Here is a 16875-nt window from a genome sequence, read left to right as displayed (position 1 = left end):
AGCAAGAGACGATCGCCGCAAAGGCGATGCGATAGCAGATTAACTCTTGTTCCCTTCGCAGGTATTAGCCTGATCAGGTTCCGCGGATCCCGAATAAACGGTCTCAGCCAGTTAAGGCACTCCGACAAGAAATTAGCCCCGCAAACGGGGCGTTGAATGTAAATTACGCGTTAACAGCGCAGAACTCAAGCAGGATATTTGACGCGGGCGGCGTCAAGCACCAGCAGAATCAGCTTATCTTCCAGCACAAAGCGCGCTTCCAGGGCCTCGCCGATGTCAGATAAAACCTGTTGAAACTCAAGGTAATTATCATGATCGATAGCGGTTTCCAGGCTGGAATCGTAGTAATCCATAATCTGTTGGGTATTGGCTTCGAGTTGTGGCCAAATCTTCGCGGCGCGTGCGAGTTGCCCATTGCCTTCCAGTTTATGAAGAATGCGCTCATAAATACTGAAATGTCCGGCAGACAAGTAATCGACCAGGCTCTGACAAAAATCATCAAGGGCTTTTTCGTTTAGCCTCATGTACGATTCTTTGCCAGGCTTAATGCCAACCAGATTGTAGTAAGCCACGAGCAGATGCTTACGTACATGTAGCCAGCGATCAACCAGTTTGTTACTTCCTCTGACGCGCTCCGTCAGGTTATCGAGCTGGTTAAGCATGATTGACTCCGCAAGTTTGTATTCAAAAACTGCTCAGTGAGAAATGTAAAAACCATGTTAAACATGCCAGTGATGCAAAGGTAGTGCAAGAGCTATGGATCGTATAATTGAAAAATTAGATCACGGCTGGTGGGTCGTCAGCCATGAACAAAAATTATGGTTGCCGAAGGGAGAATTGCCATATGGCGAAGCGGCAAATTTCGATCTTGTGGGTCAGCGCGCACTACAAATCGGCGAATGGCAGGGGGAACCTGTTTGGTTAGTACAACAGCAGCGGCGTCACGATATGGGGTCGGTACGTCAGGTCATTGATCTCGATGTTAGGCTGTTTCAACTGGCCGGACGTGGCGTGCAACTGGCGGAGTTTTACCGATCGCATAAATACTGTGGTTACTGCGGGCATGAAATGTATCCGAGCAAAACCGAATGGGCGATGCTGTGCAGCCATTGTCGTGAGCGTTACTACCCGCAAATCGCACCCTGCATTATTGTTGCCATCCGTCGCGATGATTCGATCCTCCTCGCCCAGCATACCCGCCATCGTAACGGTGTCCATACGGTGCTTGCCGGATTCGTCGAAGTGGGCGAAACCCTCGAGCAGGCGGTCGCGCGGGAAGTGATGGAAGAGAGCGGAATTAAAGTTAAAAACTTGCGGTACGTGACTTCCCAGCCGTGGCCGTTTCCCCAGTCGCTGATGACCGCATTTATGGCGGAATATGATAGCGGCGACATCGTGATTGATCCGAAAGAGCTGCTCGAGGCGAACTGGTATCGCTACGATGATTTACCGTTACTTCCGCCGCCCGGCACCGTGGCGCGCCGTCTGATAGAAGATACGGTGGCGATGTGTCGGGCAGAGTATGAGTGATGATACACTGACCGCCTGACGCACTAAGGAACAGCCAAAATGACCGAACTCAAAAACGATCGTTATCTGCGGGCGCTGCTGCGCCAGCCCGTTGATGTCACTCCAGTATGGATGATGCGCCAGGCGGGTCGCTATCTACCGGAATATAAAGCCACGCGCGCCCAGGCGGGCGATTTTATGTCGCTGTGCAAAAATGCAGAGCTGGCGTGCGAAGTGACTTTGCAACCGCTGCGTCGCTATCCGCTGGATGCGGCGATCCTCTTTTCCGATATCCTCACCGTGCCGGACGCGATGGGGTTAGGGCTCTATTTTGAAGCCGGAGAAGGTCCGCGTTTTACCTCGCCAGTCACCTGCAAAGCTGACGTTGATAAACTGCCAATTCCGGACCCGGAAGATGAGCTGGGTTATGTGATGAACGCGGTGCGTACTATTCGCCGCGAACTGAAAGGCGAAGTGCCGCTGATTGGTTTTTCCGGCAGCCCGTGGACGCTGGCGACCTATATGGTGGAAGGTAGCAGCAGCAAAGCGTTCACCGTGATCAAAAAGATGATGTATGCCGATCCACAGGCGCTGCACGCTCTGCTCGATAAACTGGCGAAAAGCGTCACTTTGTATCTGAATGCGCAAATTAAAGCTGGTGCTCAGGCCGTGATGATTTTCGATACCTGGGGCGGGGTGCTCACCGGGCGCGATTATCAACAGTTCTCGCTCTATTACATGCATAAAATAGTTGATGGTTTACTGCGTGAAAACGATGGTCGCCGTGTACCGGTCACCCTGTTTACCAAAGGCGGTGGACAGTGGCTGGAAGCTATGGCGGAAACGGGTTGCGATGCGCTGGGCCTCGACTGGACAACGGATATCGCTGATGCGCGCCGCCGCGTGGGCAATAAAGTCGCGCTGCAGGGTAATATGGATCCGTCGATGCTGTACGCGCCACCTGCCCGCATTGAAGAAGAAGTCGCGACTATACTTGCAGGTTTCGGTCACGGCGAAGGTCATGTCTTTAACCTTGGTCACGGTATTCATCAGGATGTGCCGCCAGAACATGCTGGCGTGTTTGTGGAGGCTGTGCATCGTTTGTCTGAACAATATCACCGCTAAGGAGTGATTATGGATCTCGCGTCATTACGCGCTCAACAAATCGAACTGGCTTCTTCTGTGATCCGTGAGGATCGACTCGATAAAGATCCGCCGGATCTGATCGCCGGAGCCGATGTCGGGTTTGAGCAGGGCGGAGAAGTGACGCGAGCGGCGATGGTGCTGCTGAAATACCCCTCTCTTGAGCTGGTGGAGTATAAAGTGGCACGCATCGCCACCACCATGCCTTACATTCCAGGTTTTCTTTCCTTCCGCGAATATCCTGCGCTGCTGGCAGCGTGGGAGATGCTGTCGCAAAAGCCGGATTTAGTGTTTGTCGATGGTCATGGGATCTCGCATCCTCGCCGTCTTGGCGTCGCCAGCCACTTTGGTTTGCTGGTGGATGTGCCGACCATTGGCGTAGCGAAAAAACGGCTCTGCGGTAAATTCGAACCGCTCTCCAGCGAACCGGGCGCGCTGGCCCCACTGATGGATAAAGGCGAGCAGCTGGCATGGGTCTGGCGCAGCAAAGCGCGCTGTAACCCGTTGTTTATCGCTACCGGTCATCGGGTCAGCGTGGACAGCGCGCTGGCGTGGGTACAACGCTGCATGAAAGGCTATCGTCTGCCGGAGCCAACGCGCTGGGCAGACGCGGTGGCCTCGGAACGTCCGGCGTTCGTGCGCTATACAGCAAATCAGCCCTAATTCAGGTAAACTGCGGATAATTTCCGTATTTGAGAACTCAACATGTTACAAAACCCAATTCATCTGCGTCTGGAGCGCCTGGAAAGCTGGCAGCACGTCACTTTCATGGCTTGCTTATGCGAACGCATGTACCCCAATTACGCCATGTTCTGCCAGCAAACCGGTTTTGGTGATGGGCAAATTTACCGCCGCATTCTCGATCTCATCTGGGAAACACTGACCGTCAAAGACGCAAAAGTGAATTTCGATAGCCAACTGGAGAAATTTGAAGAAGCGATTCCTTCAGCGGACGATTTCGATCTGTACGGCGTTTATCCGGCAATCGATGCCTGCGTGGCGTTAAGTGAACTGATCCATTCGCGTTTAAGTGGCGAAACGCTCGAACACGCGGTAGAAGTGAGTAAGACCTCCATCACGACCGTGGCGATGCTGGAAATGACTCAGGCTGGCCGTGAAATGAGCGATGAAGAGCTCAAAGAAAACCCAGCTGTAGAGCAAGAGTGGGACATTCAGTGGGAAATATTCCGACTTTTAGCTGAGTGCGAAGAACGCGATATCGAGCTGATAAAAGGCCTTAGGGCAGACCTGCGTGAGGCGGGCGAGAGCAATATTGGTATAATTTTTCAGCAATAAGACCAGAAAACGTGATTTAACGCCTGATTTGTCATACCTGGAGTCTTCCCTTTCGCCCCCCGTCTGGTCTACATTTGGGGGGCGAAAAAAAGTGGCTATCGGTGCGTGTATGCAGGAGAGTGCTATTCTGGCATTTCCGTCGCACTCGATGCTTAGCAAGCGATAAACACATTGTAAGGATAACTTATGAACAAGACTCAACTGATTGATGTAATTGCAGAGAAAGCAGAACTGTCCAAAACCCAGGCTAAAGCTGCTCTGGAGTCCACTCTGGCTGCAATTACTGAGTCTCTGAAAGAAGGCGATGCTGTACAACTGGTTGGTTTCGGTACCTTCAAAGTGAACCACCGCGCTGAGCGTACTGGCCGCAACCCGCAGACCGGTAAAGAAATCAAAATTGCCGCAGCTAACGTGCCGGCATTTGTTTCTGGCAAGGCACTGAAAGACGCAGTTAAGTAAGATTGCGTGGCAGTGAACAGTTTTAACGAAGGGGTGGTTTCACCCCTTTTGTCTTTCTGGCGTCGATCATTGATGCTGGCGGGCGCTCTGTTTCTCACTGCCTGTAGTCACAACTCTTCACTTCCTCCCTTTACCGCCAGTGGATTTGCTGAAGATCAGGGCGCGGTACGTATCTGGCGAAAAGACAGTGGCGATAATGTGCATCTGCTTGCTGTGTTTAGCCCGTGGCGCAGTGGCGATACCACGACACGAGAGTATCGCTGGCAGGGCGATAACCTCACGCTCATCAATATCAATGTTTACAGCAAACCGCCGGTGAATATTCGCGCGCGTTTTGACGATCGCGGCGATCTGAGCTTTATGCAGCGTGAATCCGACGGGGAAAAACAGCAGCTTTCTAACGACCAAATCGATTTATACCGTTATCGAGCTGATCAGATCCGCCAGATTAGCGATGCCTTACGGCAGGGGAGAGTGATTCTGCGCCAGGGGCGCTGGCATGCGATGGAACAGACCGTGACCACCTGCGAAGGGCAAACCATTAAACCTGATTTAGATTCGCAGGCGATAGCGCATATCGAGCGCCGCCAGAGCCGCTCTTCTGTTGATGTCAGCGTGGCATGGCTGGAAGCGCCCGAAGGTTCGCAATTACTGTTGGTGGCAAACTCTGATTTCTGTCGCTGGCAACCCAACGAGAAAACGTTCTGATTTACCAGTGGCCCATCCCCATATGACCGCCACCACCGCAGCCGCCGTAACCCATGCCCATTCCGGTACCGCGCGGAATACCCGCTTCAGCCATCGCAATATCTCGTTTCACCCGTAACTCATCTAACGACTGACGCAAATTCTCCATCTCTTTGGCGACCGCGTTAATTTTGCTGCTATCCGGTGGGTTAGCGGCTAACAGGGCATTGTATTCATAACGCTTCGTCACCAGTTGCTGGTGTAGTGCGCTGCTTTGAGCGTAAAAGTCATTATGGATTTTCTGCCACGCTGTCTGTTGTTCGCTGGTCAAAGGCGCGGCATTTTGCTGCCACATACCATGTCCGCCGTGAGCAAATGCAGATGTCGATCCCATCGCCATTGCTGAAAGCGCCATCATTACCAGGGCAATTTTCGTGTTCCGTTTCATGGTTAATCCTCCAGTAGTTGTCTTACTTTGGGTATTGCATCTTTCGTGCCAACGGCGAAACGCTGATATGACGGGCAATATGACATGATAAACGAGTAAAAATGACTCGCCTGCTGTGTGTAGCGAGTCATTTTTACTCATTGAAACTTAAGCCTTTGTGTTAAAGCGCAGGGTAAGTGCTAATAAAAGATGGCATGATTTCTGCTGTCAAAAAGGGATGAACAGGCAAAGAAGAAGATGCGTTTTATGCAGCGATCAAAAGATGCCTTAGCAAAATGGTTAAGCGCGATCCTTCCCGTAGTCATTGTTGGACTGGTGGGGTTGTTTGCGGTGACCGTGATTCGCGATTATGGGCGCGAGACTGCCGCCGCCAGACAAACTCTGCTGGAAAAAGGCAGTGTACTTATCCGCGCTCTCGAATCCGGCTCGCGCGTCGGTATGGGGATGCGCATGCATCATGCGCAGCAGCAGGCTTTACTGGAAGAAATGGCCGGGCAGCCTGGTGTATGTTGGTTTGCGGTCACGGATGAACAAGGAACAATCGTGATGCATAGCAACTCCGGCATGGTGGGAAAACAGCTTTATTCCCCGCAGGAAATGCAGCGTTTACATCCGGGAGATGAAGAAGCGTGGCGGCGGATCGATAGTGCAGACGGCGAGCCTGTTCTGGAAATTTATCGCCAATTTCAACCGATGTTTGCTGCTGGAATGCACCAGATGCGCCATATGCAGCAGTATGCCGCGACACCACAAGCAATTTTTATCGCTTTCGACGCCAGTAACATTGTGAGTGCCGAAGAGCGTGAGCAGAGAAACACCCTGATTATCCTCTTCGCCCTGGCGACGGTCTTGCTGGCAAGCGTGTTGTCATTCTTCTGGTATCGCCGCTATCTTCGCTCGCGCCAGCTGTTACAGGATGAAATGAAGCGCAAAGAGAAGCTGGTGGCGCTGGGACATCTGGCCGCAGGCGTCGCCCATGAAATCCGTAACCCGCTTTCCTCGATTAAAGGGCTGGCGAAATATTTTGCCGAACGCGCACCAGCAGGAGGAGAAGCGCATCAATTGGCGCAGGTGATGGCGAAAGAAGCCGACCGTTTAAACCGCGTGGTAAGCGAGCTGCTGGAGCTGGTTAAGCCAACGCATCTTGCTTTGAAGGCGGTGGATCTCAACACGCTGATTAACCACTCATTACAACTGGTAAGCCAGGATGCAAACAGTAGGGAGATCCAATTACGCTTTACCGCCAACGACGCATTGCCGGAGATACAGGCCGATCCGGACAGGCTGACTCAGGTCCTGTTGAATCTCTATCTCAATGCTATTCAGGCTATTGGTCAGCATGGCGTGATTAGCGTGACGGCCAGCGAAAGCAGCGCAGGCGTTAAAATAAGCGTAACCGACAGCGGTAAGGGAATTGCGGCGGATCAGCTTGAAGCCATCTTCACCCCGTACTTCACCACCAAAGCCGAAGGCACCGGACTGGGGCTGGCGGTTGTGCATAATATTGTTGAACAACACGGTGGTACAATTCAGGTCGTAAGCCAGGAGGGGAAAGGTGCAACGTTCACCCTCTGGCTTCCGGTCAATATTACGCGTAAGGACCCACAAGGATGACGCACGATAATATCGATATTCTGGTGGTGGATGATGACATTAGCCACTGCACTATCTTGCAGGCATTGCTGCGCGGCTGGGGCTATAACGTCGCGCTGGCGAACAGCGGGCGACAAGCGCTGGAGCAAGTGCGGGAACAGGTTTTTGATCTTGTGCTTTGTGATGTGCGAATGGCAGAGATGGATGGCATCGCCACGCTGAAAGAGATCAAAGCGTTAAATCCGGCAATTCCGGTACTGATTATGACCGCGTACTCCAGCGTCGAGACGGCGGTAGAGGCGTTGAAAACCGGGGCGCTGGATTATCTCATCAAGCCGCTGGATTTCGATAACCTGCAGGCAACCCTGGAAAAGGCGCTTGCGCATACGCACAGTGTTGATGCTGAAACGCCTGCGGTGTCTGCCAGCCAGTTCGGTATGGTCGGTAAAAGCCCGGCGATGCAGCACCTGCTCAGTGAAATCGCCCTTGTCGCGCCATCGGAAGCCACGGTGCTGATCCACGGCGATTCCGGCACCGGTAAAGAGCTGGTCGCCAGGGCGATTCACGCCAGTAGCGCACGTAGCGAAAAACCGCTGGTGACGCTCAACTGTGCGGCACTCAACGAATCCTTGCTGGAATCTGAATTGTTCGGTCACGAAAAAGGGGCGTTTACTGGAGCCGACAAACGGCGGGAAGGGCGCTTTGTGGAAGCAGACGGCGGCACGCTGTTTCTCGATGAAATTGGCGATATCTCACCGATGATGCAGGTTCGTCTACTGCGTGCGATTCAGGAGCGCGAAGTACAGCGTGTCGGTAGCAATCAGACTATCTCGGTTGATGTCCGGCTGATTGCGGCGACTCATCGCGATCTTGCCGCTGAGGTGAATGCCGGGCGTTTTCGCCAGGATCTCTACTATCGCCTGAATGTGGTGGCGATTGAAGTTCCGTCGCTGCGTCAGCGGCGGGAAGATATTCCTCTGCTGGCTGGCCATTTTCTTCAGCGCTTTGCCGAGCGTAATCGCAAGGCGGTAAAAGGTTTTACGCCCCAGGCGATGGATCTGCTGATTCACTACGATTGGCCGGGAAATATTCGTGAACTGGAAAACGCGGTGGAACGGGCGGTGGTACTGCTGACCGGGGAATATATTTCCGAACGCGAGCTGCCGCTGGCGATTGCCAGTACACCGATCCCGCTGGTACAAAGTCAGGATATTCAGCCGCTGGTGGAAGTCGAAAAAGAAGTGATTCTGGCGGCACTGGAGAAAACGGGCGGCAACAAAACCGAAGCCGCCCGTCAGTTAGGGATTACGCGCAAAACGCTATTGGCAAAACTGTCGCGTTAGTTCTGCTCGCGTTCGATGGCGCGCCAGCCGATATCCTTCCGGCAGAAGCAATCGTCCCAATGGATATCGGTCATTAAGGCATAAGCGCGTTTCTGCGCTTCTGCCACGGTATGACCCAGCGCGGTGACGCACAGTACGCGCCCGCCGCTGGTTACCACCTGCTCGTCATCCGCCAGTTTTGTGCCCGCGTGGAACACCTTACCGCCTTCCACTTCTGCCAGCGGCAGGCCGTGAATCACATCGCCGGTGTGGTAATCACCCGGATACCCACCCGCAGCCATCACCACGCCAAGAGAAGCGCGTTCATCCCACTCGGAGGTTTTCTCGTCCAGCTTGCCTTCACAGGCTGCCAGGCAGAGTTCAACCAGATCGGACTTCATGCGCAGCATAATCGGCTGAGTTTCAGGATCGCCAAAGCGGCAGTTAAATTCGATAACCTTCGGATTACCCTGTTTGTCGATCATCAGGCCCGCATAGAGAAAACCGGTGTAGGTGTTGCCTTCCGCCGCCATACCTTTCACGGTTGGCCAGATGATACGTTCCATCGTGCGCAGATGAACTTCATCGGTCACCACTGGCGCAGGGGAGTAAGCGCCCATACCGCCCGTGTTCGGCCCGGTATCTTTATCGCCTACGCGTTTGTGATCCTGGCTGGTGGCCATTGGCAGCACATGCTCACCGTCCACCATCACGATAAAGCTCGCTTCTTCGCCGTCGAGGAACTCTTCGATAACAATACGATGACCCGCGTCGCCAAAAGCGTTGCCTGCCAGCATGTCGTGAACGGCCGCTTCGGCTTCTTCCAGCGTCATCGCTACGATAACGCCTTTCCCGGCAGCCAGACCGTCCGCTTTAATGACGATTGGCGCGCCTTTCTCACGCAGATACGCCAGTGCAGGTTCTACCTCGGTGAAGTTCTGGTATTCCGCCGTAGGGATCTTATGGCGGGCCAGGAAATCTTTGGTAAACGCTTTCGAGCCTTCCAGTTGCGCGGCGCCTGCGGTTGGGCCGAAGATTTTTAGCCCGGCGGCGCGGAAGGTATCGACCACGCCTTTCACCAGCGGCGCTTCCGGGCCGACGATGGTCAGGTCGATCTTTTCATTTTGCGCGAAATCCAGCAGTGCCGGGATGTCGGTCACGCCAATAGCGACGTTTTGCAGCGCAGGTTCCAGCGCAGTGCCTGCGTTACCCGGAGCAACAAAAACAGTCTCAACCAGCGGCGACTGGGCCGCTTTCCAGGCCAGCGCGTGCTCGCGCCCGCCATTACCAATCACTAATACTTTCATCTGTCGCTCCATTAATGGCGGAAGTGGCGCATGTCGGTGAAGAGCATCGCAATACCGTGCTCGTCGGCGGCGGCAATCACTTCGTCATCACGGATAGAACCGCCAGGCTGGATTACGCAGGTCACGCCCGCAGCGGCCGCGGCATCAATACCGTCGCGGAACGGGAAGAATGCGTCAGAAGCCATTGACGAACCTTTCACTTCCAGGCCTTCATCGGCAGCTTTAATACCGGCGATTTTCGCGGAGTACACGCGGCTCATCTGGCCTGCGCCAATACCGATGGTCATATTGTTTTTGGCGTAGACAATGGCGTTAGATTTCACGAACTTCGCCACCTTCCAGCAGAATAGCGCATCACGCAGCTCCTGTTCGGTCGGCTGACGTTTGGTGACGACGCGCAGTTCTTCTGCACCAACCATCCCCAGGTCACGATCCTGAACCAGCAGACCGCCGTTCACGCGTTTGAAATCAAGGCCTGGAACACGCTCGGCCCACTGACCACATGTCAGGACACGTACGTTCTGTTTAGCAGCGGTGATTTGCAACGCTTCTTCGCTGGCGGACGGCGCAATAATCACTTCGACAAACTGACGAGAAATGATGGCCTGTGCGGTTTCAGCATCCAGCTCGCGGTTAAAGGCGATAATGCCGCCGAACGCCGAGGTAGGATCGGTTTTATACGCGCGATCGTAAGCATCAAGAATGGAATTGCCGATAGCCACGCCGCATGGGTTGGCGTGCTTCACAATCACACATGCTGGCTCGGCGAACTCTTTCACGCACTCCAGCGCCGCATCGGTATCGGCGATGTTGTTATAAGAGAGGGCTTTACCCTGAACCTGGGTTGCGGTGGCAACGGAGGCTTCTTTCACATTCTCTTCTATATAGAAGGCAGCCTGCTGGTGGCTGTTCTCGCCGTAGCGCATATCCTGCTTCTTAATGAAGTTCAGGTTCAGCGTGCGCGGGAAGCGACCGGCGGCTTCTTTGCTTTCACCGTGGTAAGCCGGAACCATGCTGCCGAAGTAGTTGGCAATCATGCTGTCGTAGGCGGCGGTGTGTTCGAAGGCTTTGATAGCGAGATCGAAACGGGTTGCAAGCGTCAGCGATCCTTCGTTGGCATCCATCTCTTTAATAATGGCGTCGTAGTCGCTGCTCTTCACCACGATAGCGACATCTTTATGGTTCTTGGCAGCGGAGCGCACCATCGTTGGGCCGCCGATATCGATGTTCTCAACCGCATCTTCCAGCGAGCAGCCTTCACGGGCAACGGTCTGGGCGAACGGATACAGGTTAACAACCACCATATCGATAGGCTGGATCTGATGTTCTTCCATAATGGCATCGTCCTGGCCGCGACGGCCCAGAATGCCACCATGCACTTTCGGATGCAGGGTCTTCACGCGTCCATCCATCATCTCCGGGAAACCGGTGTAATCGGAAACTTCGGTTACCGGCAGACCTTTTTCTGCTAACAGACGGGCAGTACCCCCTGTAGACAGCAGCTCCACACCGCGTGCGGAAAGTGCCTGGGCGAATTCGACGATACCGGCTTTGTCAGAAACACTGAGCAGAGCGCGGCGGACTGGACGACGTTGTTGCATGGTAAATCCCCTGGATTTGACTATTACAGAGAGCGTTAGCTGAATTTTTCGCGAAAAACTCAGCTAACGCCCCTAACGGGGCATCCTTATTTTTCGCCCGCATTGTAACGAAAACGTTTGCGCAACGCTCGCGAATTTTTCTCTTTCAATAGCGATCACAATTTTGACTGTGGTTACCGTGGGAAAAATACAGAAATTATATTGATGATTGTGGATAACTCTGTGCGTAAAAAGGTATAAAGCGGGGTTTTGCTGGGGAATGCAGCAGTCAGTCATTTTTCTGCAATTTTTCTATTGCGGCCTGCGGAGAACTCCCTATAATGCGCCTCCATCGACACGGCGGATGTGAATCACTTCACACAAACAGCCGGTTCGGTTGAAGAGAAAAATCCTGAAACTCAGGGTTGACTCTGAAAGAGGAAAGCGTAATATACGCCACCTCGCGACAGTGAGCTGAAAGCCGCGTCGCAACTGCTCTTTAACAATTTATCAGACAATCTGTGTGGGCACTCGAAGATACGGATTCTTAACGTCGCAAGACGAAAAATGAATACCAAGTCTCAAGAGTGAACACGTAATTCATTACGAAGTTTAATTCTTTGAGCATCAAACTTTTAAATTGAAGAGTTTGATCATGGCTCAGATTGAACGCTGGCGGCAGGCCTAACACATGCAAGTCGAACGGTAACAGGGATCAGCTTGCTGATTCGCTGACGAGTGGCGGACGGGTGAGTAATGTCTGGGAAACTGCCTGATGGAGGGGGATAACTACTGGAAACGGTAGCTAATACCGCATAACGTCGCAAGACCAAAGAGGGGGACCTTCGGGCCTCTTGCCATCGGATGTGCCCAGATGGGATTAGCTAGTAGGTGGGGTAACGGCTCACCTAGGCGACGATCCCTAGCTGGTCTGAGAGGATGACCAGCCACACTGGAACTGAGACACGGTCCAGACTCCTACGGGAGGCAGCAGTGGGGAATATTGCACAATGGGCGCAAGCCTGATGCAGCCATGCCGCGTGTATGAAGAAGGCCTTCGGGTTGTAAAGTACTTTCAGCGGGGAGGAAGGGAGTAAAGTTAATACCTTTGCTCATTGACGTTACCCGCAGAAGAAGCACCGGCTAACTCCGTGCCAGCAGCCGCGGTAATACGGAGGGTGCAAGCGTTAATCGGAATTACTGGGCGTAAAGCGCACGCAGGCGGTTTGTTAAGTCAGATGTGAAATCCCCGGGCTCAACCTGGGAACTGCATCTGATACTGGCAAGCTTGAGTCTCGTAGAGGGGGGTAGAATTCCAGGTGTAGCGGTGAAATGCGTAGAGATCTGGAGGAATACCGGTGGCGAAGGCGGCCCCCTGGACGAAGACTGACGCTCAGGTGCGAAAGCGTGGGGAGCAAACAGGATTAGATACCCTGGTAGTCCACGCCGTAAACGATGTCGACTTGGAGGTTGTGCCCTTGAGGCGTGGCTTCCGGAGCTAACGCGTTAAGTCGACCGCCTGGGGAGTACGGCCGCAAGGTTAAAACTCAAATGAATTGACGGGGGCCCGCACAAGCGGTGGAGCATGTGGTTTAATTCGATGCAACGCGAAGAACCTTACCTGGTCTTGACATCCACGGAAGTTTTCAGAGATGAGAATGTGCCTTCGGGAACCGTGAGACAGGTGCTGCATGGCTGTCGTCAGCTCGTGTTGTGAAATGTTGGGTTAAGTCCCGCAACGAGCGCAACCCTTATCCTTTGTTGCCAGCGGTCCGGCCGGGAACTCAAAGGAGACTGCCAGTGATAAACTGGAGGAAGGTGGGGATGACGTCAAGTCATCATGGCCCTTACGACCAGGGCTACACACGTGCTACAATGGCGCATACAAAGAGAAGCGACCTCGCGAGAGCAAGCGGACCTCATAAAGTGCGTCGTAGTCCGGATTGGAGTCTGCAACTCGACTCCATGAAGTCGGAATCGCTAGTAATCGTGGATCAGAATGCCACGGTGAATACGTTCCCGGGCCTTGTACACACCGCCCGTCACACCATGGGAGTGGGTTGCAAAAGAAGTAGGTAGCTTAACCTTCGGGAGGGCGCTTACCACTTTGTGATTCATGACTGGGGTGAAGTCGTAACAAGGTAACCGTAGGGGAACCTGCGGTTGGATCACCTCCTTACCTTAAAGAACTGTGCTTTGCAGTGCTCACACAGATTGTCTGATAGAAAGTGAAAAGCAAGGCGTCTTGCGAAGCAGACTGATACGTCCCCTTCGTCTAGAGGCCCAGGACACCGCCCTTTCACGGCGGTAACAGGGGTTCGAATCCCCTAGGGGACGCCACTTGCTGGTTTGTGAGTGAAAGTCGCCGACCTTAATATCGTTAAAGATGACTTACGAGTCATGTTTAAGATATTTGCTCTTTAAAAATCTGGATCAAGCTGAAAATTGAAACACTGAACAACGAAAGTTGTTCGTGAGTCTCTCAAATTTTCGCAACACGATGATGAATCGAAAGAAACATCTTCGGGTTGTGAGGTTAAGCGACTAAGCGTACACGGTGGATGCCCTGGCAGTCAGAGGCGATGAAGGACGTGCTAATCTGCGATAAGCGTCGGTAAGGTGATATGAACCGTTATAACCGGCGATTTCCGAATGGGGAAACCCAGTGTGATTCGTCACACTATCATTAACTGAATCCATAGGTTAATGAGGCGAACCGGGGGAACTGAAACATCTAAGTACCCCGAGGAAAAGAAATCAACCGAGATTCCCCCAGTAGCGGCGAGCGAACGGGGAGGAGCCCAGAGCCTGAATCAGTGTGTGTGTTAGTGGAAGCGTCTGGAAAGGCGCGCGATACAGGGTGACAGCCCCGTACACAAAAATGCACATACTGTGAGCTCGATGAGTAGGGCGGGACACGTGGTATCCTGTCTGAATATGGGGGGACCATCCTCCAAGGCTAAATACTCCTGACTGACCGATAGTGAACCAGTACCGTGAGGGAAAGGCGAAAAGAACCCCGGCGAGGGGAGTGAAAAAGAACCTGAAACCGTGTACGTACAAGCAGTGGGAGCCTCTTTATGGGGTGACTGCGTACCTTTTGTATAATGGGTCAGCGACTTATATTCTGTAGCAAGGTTAACCGAATAGGGGAGCCGAAGGGAAACCGAGTCTTAACTGGGCGTTAAGTTGCAGGGTATAGACCCGAAACCCGGTGATCTAGCCATGGGCAGGTTGAAGGTTGGGTAACACTAACTGGAGGACCGAACCGACTAATGTTGAAAAATTAGCGGATGACTTGTGGCTGGGGGTGAAAGGCCAATCAAACCGGGAGATAGCTGGTTCTCCCCGAAAGCTATTTAGGTAGCGCCTCGTGAATTCATCTCCGGGGGTAGAGCACTGTTTCGGCAAGGGGGTCATCCCGACTTACCAACCCGATGCAAACTGCGAATACCGGAGAATGTTATCACGGGAGACACACGGCGGGTGCTAACGTCCGTCGTGAAGAGGGAAACAACCCAGACCGCCAGCTAAGGTCCCAAAGTCATGGTTAAGTGGGAAACGATGTGGGAAGGCCCAGACAGCCAGGATGTTGGCTTAGAAGCAGCCATCATTTAAAGAAAGCGTAATAGCTCACTGGTCGAGTCGGCCTGCGCGGAAGATGTAACGGGGCTAAACCATGCACCGAAGCTGCGGCAGCGACACTAAGTGTTGTTGGGTAGGGGAGCGTTCTGTAAGCCTGTGAAGGTGTGCTGTGAGGCATGCTGGAGGTATCAGAAGTGCGAATGCTGACATAAGTAACGATAAAGCGGGTGAAAAGCCCGCTCGCCGGAAGACCAAGGGTTCCTGTCCAACGTTAATCGGGGCAGGGTGAGTCGACCCCTAAGGCGAGGCCGAAAGGCGTAGTCGATGGGAAACAGGTTAATATTCCTGTACTTGGTGTTACTGCGAAGGGGGGACGGAGAAGGCTATGTTGGCCGGGCGACGGTTGTCCCGGTTTAAGCGTGTAGGCTGGTTTTCCAGGCAAATCCGGAAAATCAAGGCTGAGGCGTGATGACGAGGCACTACGGTGCTGAAGCGACAAATGCCCTGCTTCCAGGAAAAGCCTCTAAGCATCAGGTAACATCAAATCGTACCCCAAACCGACACAGGTGGTCAGGTAGAGAATACCAAGGCGCTTGAGAGAACTCGGGTGAAGGAACTAGGCAAAATGGTGCCGTAACTTCGGGAGAAGGCACGCTGATATGTAGGTGAAGCGACTTGCTCGTGGAGCTGAAATCAGTCGAAGATACCAGCTGGCTGCAACTGTTTATTAAAAACACAGCACTGTGCAAACACGAAAGTGGACGTATACGGTGTGACGCCTGCCCGGTGCCGGAAGGTTAATTGATGGGGTTAGCGGTAACGCGAAGCTCTTGATCGAAGCCCCGGTAAACGGCGGCCGTAACTATAACGGTCCTAAGGTAGCGAAATTCCTTGTCGGGTAAGTTCCGACCTGCACGAATGGCGTAATGATGGCCAGGCTGTCTCCACCCGAGACTCAGTGAAATTGAACTCGCTGTGAAGATGCAGTGTACCCGCGGCAAGACGGAAAGACCCCGTGAACCTTTACTATAGCTTGACACTGAACATTGAGCCTTGATGTGTAGGATAGGTGGGAGGCTTTGAAGTGTGGACGCCAGTCTGCATGGAGCCGACCTTGAAATACCACCCTTTAATGTTTGATGTTCTAACGTAGGCCCCTTATCGGGGTTGCGGACAGTGTCTGGTGGGTAGTTTGACTGGGGCGGTCTCCTCCTAAAGAGTAACGGAGGAGCACGAAGGTTGGCTAATCCTGGTCGGACATCAGGAGGTTAGTGCAATGGCATAAGCCAGCTTGACTGCGAGCGTGACGGCGCGAGCAGGTGCGAAAGCAGGTCATAGTGATCCGGTGGTTCTGAATGGAAGGGCCATCGCTCAACGGATAAAAGGTACTCCGGGGATAACAGGCTGATACCGCCCAAGAGTTCATATCGACGGCGGTGTTTGGCACCTCGATGTCGGCTCATCACATCCTGGGGCTGAAGTAGGTCCCAAGGGTATGGCTGTTCGCCATTTAAAGTGGTACGCGAGCTGGGTTTAGAACGTCGTGAGACAGTTCGGTCCCTATCTGCCGTGGGCGCTGGAGAACTGAGGGGGGCTGCTCCTAGTACGAGAGGACCGGAGTGGACGCATCACTGGTGTTCGGGTTGTCATGCCAATGGCACTGCCCGGTAGCTAAATGCGGAAGAGATAAGTGCTGAAAGCATCTAAGCACGAAACTTGCCCCGAGATGAGTTCTCCCTGACCCTTTAAGGGTCCTGAAGGAACGTTGAAGACGACGACGTTGATAGGCCGGGTGTGTAAGCGCAGCGATGCGTTGAGCTAACCGGTACTAATGAACCGTGAGGCTTAACCTTACAACGCCGAAGATGTTTTGGCGGAAGAGACATCGATAAGTAAGCTTGATACAGATGACATCGACAGGTCAGAACAGGACGTGTTGATAAACA

12 protein-coding genes, 1 tRNA gene, 2 rRNA genes and 1 riboswitch are annotated in these 16875 nt (G+C 53.2%); of the genes, 11 read left to right on the top strand and 4 right to left on the bottom strand.

What is annotated here, in order from left to right:
- Nucleotides 1-33: 33 nt before the first annotated feature.
- A riboswitch (TPP riboswitch) is annotated at nt 34-134 on the bottom strand.
- 51 nt (nt 135-185) lie between these two features.
- Complete coding sequence (gene rsd, locus EFER_RS18825; RefSeq protein WP_000934303.1) at nt 186-662, bottom strand: sigma D regulator; 477 nt, start codon at nt 660-662, stop codon at nt 186-188.
- Between the two features lie 94 nt (nt 663-756).
- On the opposite strand from rsd, the gene nudC reads away from it, so the two are divergent.
- The 6 genes from nudC to EFER_RS18795 all read left to right on the top strand — a co-directional run bounded on the left by nudC (nt 757) and on the right by EFER_RS18795 (nt 5115).
- Nucleotides 757-1530, top strand: coding sequence for an NAD(+) diphosphatase (gene nudC, locus EFER_RS18820; RefSeq protein ID WP_000373945.1), 774 nt, complete (start codon nt 757-759; stop codon nt 1528-1530).
- A 39-nt stretch (nt 1531-1569) separates the two neighbouring features.
- Complete coding sequence (gene hemE / locus EFER_RS18815) at nt 1570-2634, top strand: uroporphyrinogen decarboxylase (RefSeq protein WP_000137668.1); 1065 nt, start codon at nt 1570-1572, stop codon at nt 2632-2634.
- Between the two features lie 9 nt (nt 2635-2643).
- On the top strand, nt 2644-3315 hold the full coding sequence (gene nfi / locus EFER_RS18810; protein ID WP_000362388.1) for a deoxyribonuclease V: 672 nt from the start codon (nt 2644-2646) through the stop codon (nt 3313-3315).
- A 42-nt stretch (nt 3316-3357) separates the two neighbouring features.
- Entirely contained in the window at nt 3358-3948 is a 591-nt protein-coding gene (locus tag EFER_RS18805; RefSeq protein WP_000940101.1) for a YjaG family protein, read from the top strand.
- A gap of 186 nt (nt 3949-4134) precedes the next feature.
- Nucleotides 4135-4407: a nucleoid-associated protein HU-alpha gene (gene hupA, locus EFER_RS18800; protein ID WP_001044513.1), complete on the top strand. Its 273-nt coding sequence runs from the start codon at nt 4135-4137 to the stop codon at nt 4405-4407.
- 12 nt (nt 4408-4419) lie between these two features.
- Entirely contained in the window at nt 4420-5115 is a 696-nt protein-coding gene (locus EFER_RS18795) for a DUF1481 domain-containing protein (protein ID WP_015953866.1), read from the top strand.
- A gap of 1 nt (nt 5116) precedes the next feature.
- On the opposite strand, the gene zraP is transcribed toward EFER_RS18795, so the two are convergent.
- A complete protein-coding gene (zraP, locus tag EFER_RS18790; protein ID WP_015953865.1) occupies nt 5117-5542 on the bottom strand; it encodes a zinc resistance sensor/chaperone ZraP in 426 nt (141 codons plus the stop codon).
- Between the two features lie 237 nt (nt 5543-5779).
- On the opposite strand from zraP, the gene zraS reads away from it, so the two are divergent.
- Both zraS and zraR read left to right on the top strand, forming a co-directional pair.
- Nucleotides 5780-7156: a two-component system sensor histidine kinase ZraS gene (zraS, locus tag EFER_RS18785; protein ID WP_001211880.1), complete on the top strand. Its 1377-nt coding sequence runs from the start codon at nt 5780-5782 to the stop codon at nt 7154-7156.
- Entirely contained in the window at nt 7153-8478 is a 1326-nt protein-coding gene (zraR, locus tag EFER_RS18780; RefSeq protein WP_000148523.1) for a sigma-54-dependent response regulator transcription factor ZraR, read from the top strand. The genes zraS and zraR overlap by 4 nt, the downstream gene beginning before the upstream one ends.
- On the opposite strand, the gene purD is transcribed toward zraR, so the two are convergent.
- Nucleotides 8475-9764, bottom strand: coding sequence for a phosphoribosylamine--glycine ligase (purD, locus tag EFER_RS18775; protein WP_000866803.1), 1290 nt, complete (start codon nt 9762-9764; stop codon nt 8475-8477). The genes zraR and purD overlap by 4 nt on opposite strands.
- 11 nt (nt 9765-9775) lie before the next feature.
- A complete protein-coding gene (gene purH, locus EFER_RS18770) occupies nt 9776-11365 on the bottom strand; it encodes a bifunctional phosphoribosylaminoimidazolecarboxamide formyltransferase/IMP cyclohydrolase (protein WP_001187552.1) in 1590 nt (529 codons plus the stop codon).
- A 616-nt stretch (nt 11366-11981) separates the two neighbouring features.
- Between purH and EFER_RS18755 the strand changes: the two genes are divergently transcribed.
- From EFER_RS18755 to EFER_RS18745, 3 genes are all read left to right on the top strand, one after another.
- Nucleotides 11982-13523: ribosomal RNA gene (locus EFER_RS18755) — 16S ribosomal RNA — on the top strand.
- Nucleotides 13524-13608: 85 nt separating this feature from the next.
- Nucleotides 13609-13684 (top strand) — tRNA-Glu (locus EFER_RS18750).
- Between the two features lie 194 nt (nt 13685-13878).
- Nucleotides 13879-16782: ribosomal RNA gene (locus tag EFER_RS18745) — 23S ribosomal RNA — on the top strand.
- Together the 16S and 23S rRNA genes with 1 tRNA gene alongside form the textbook arrangement of a ribosomal RNA operon.
- Nucleotides 16783-16875 lie beyond the last annotated feature (93 nt).

This window comes from Escherichia fergusonii ATCC 35469 (genome assembly GCF_000026225.1).
In the GTDB taxonomy this organism is placed as follows: domain Bacteria; phylum Pseudomonadota; class Gammaproteobacteria; order Enterobacterales; family Enterobacteriaceae; genus Escherichia; species Escherichia fergusonii.
This window is presented reverse-complemented; position numbering and strand designations above follow the sequence as displayed.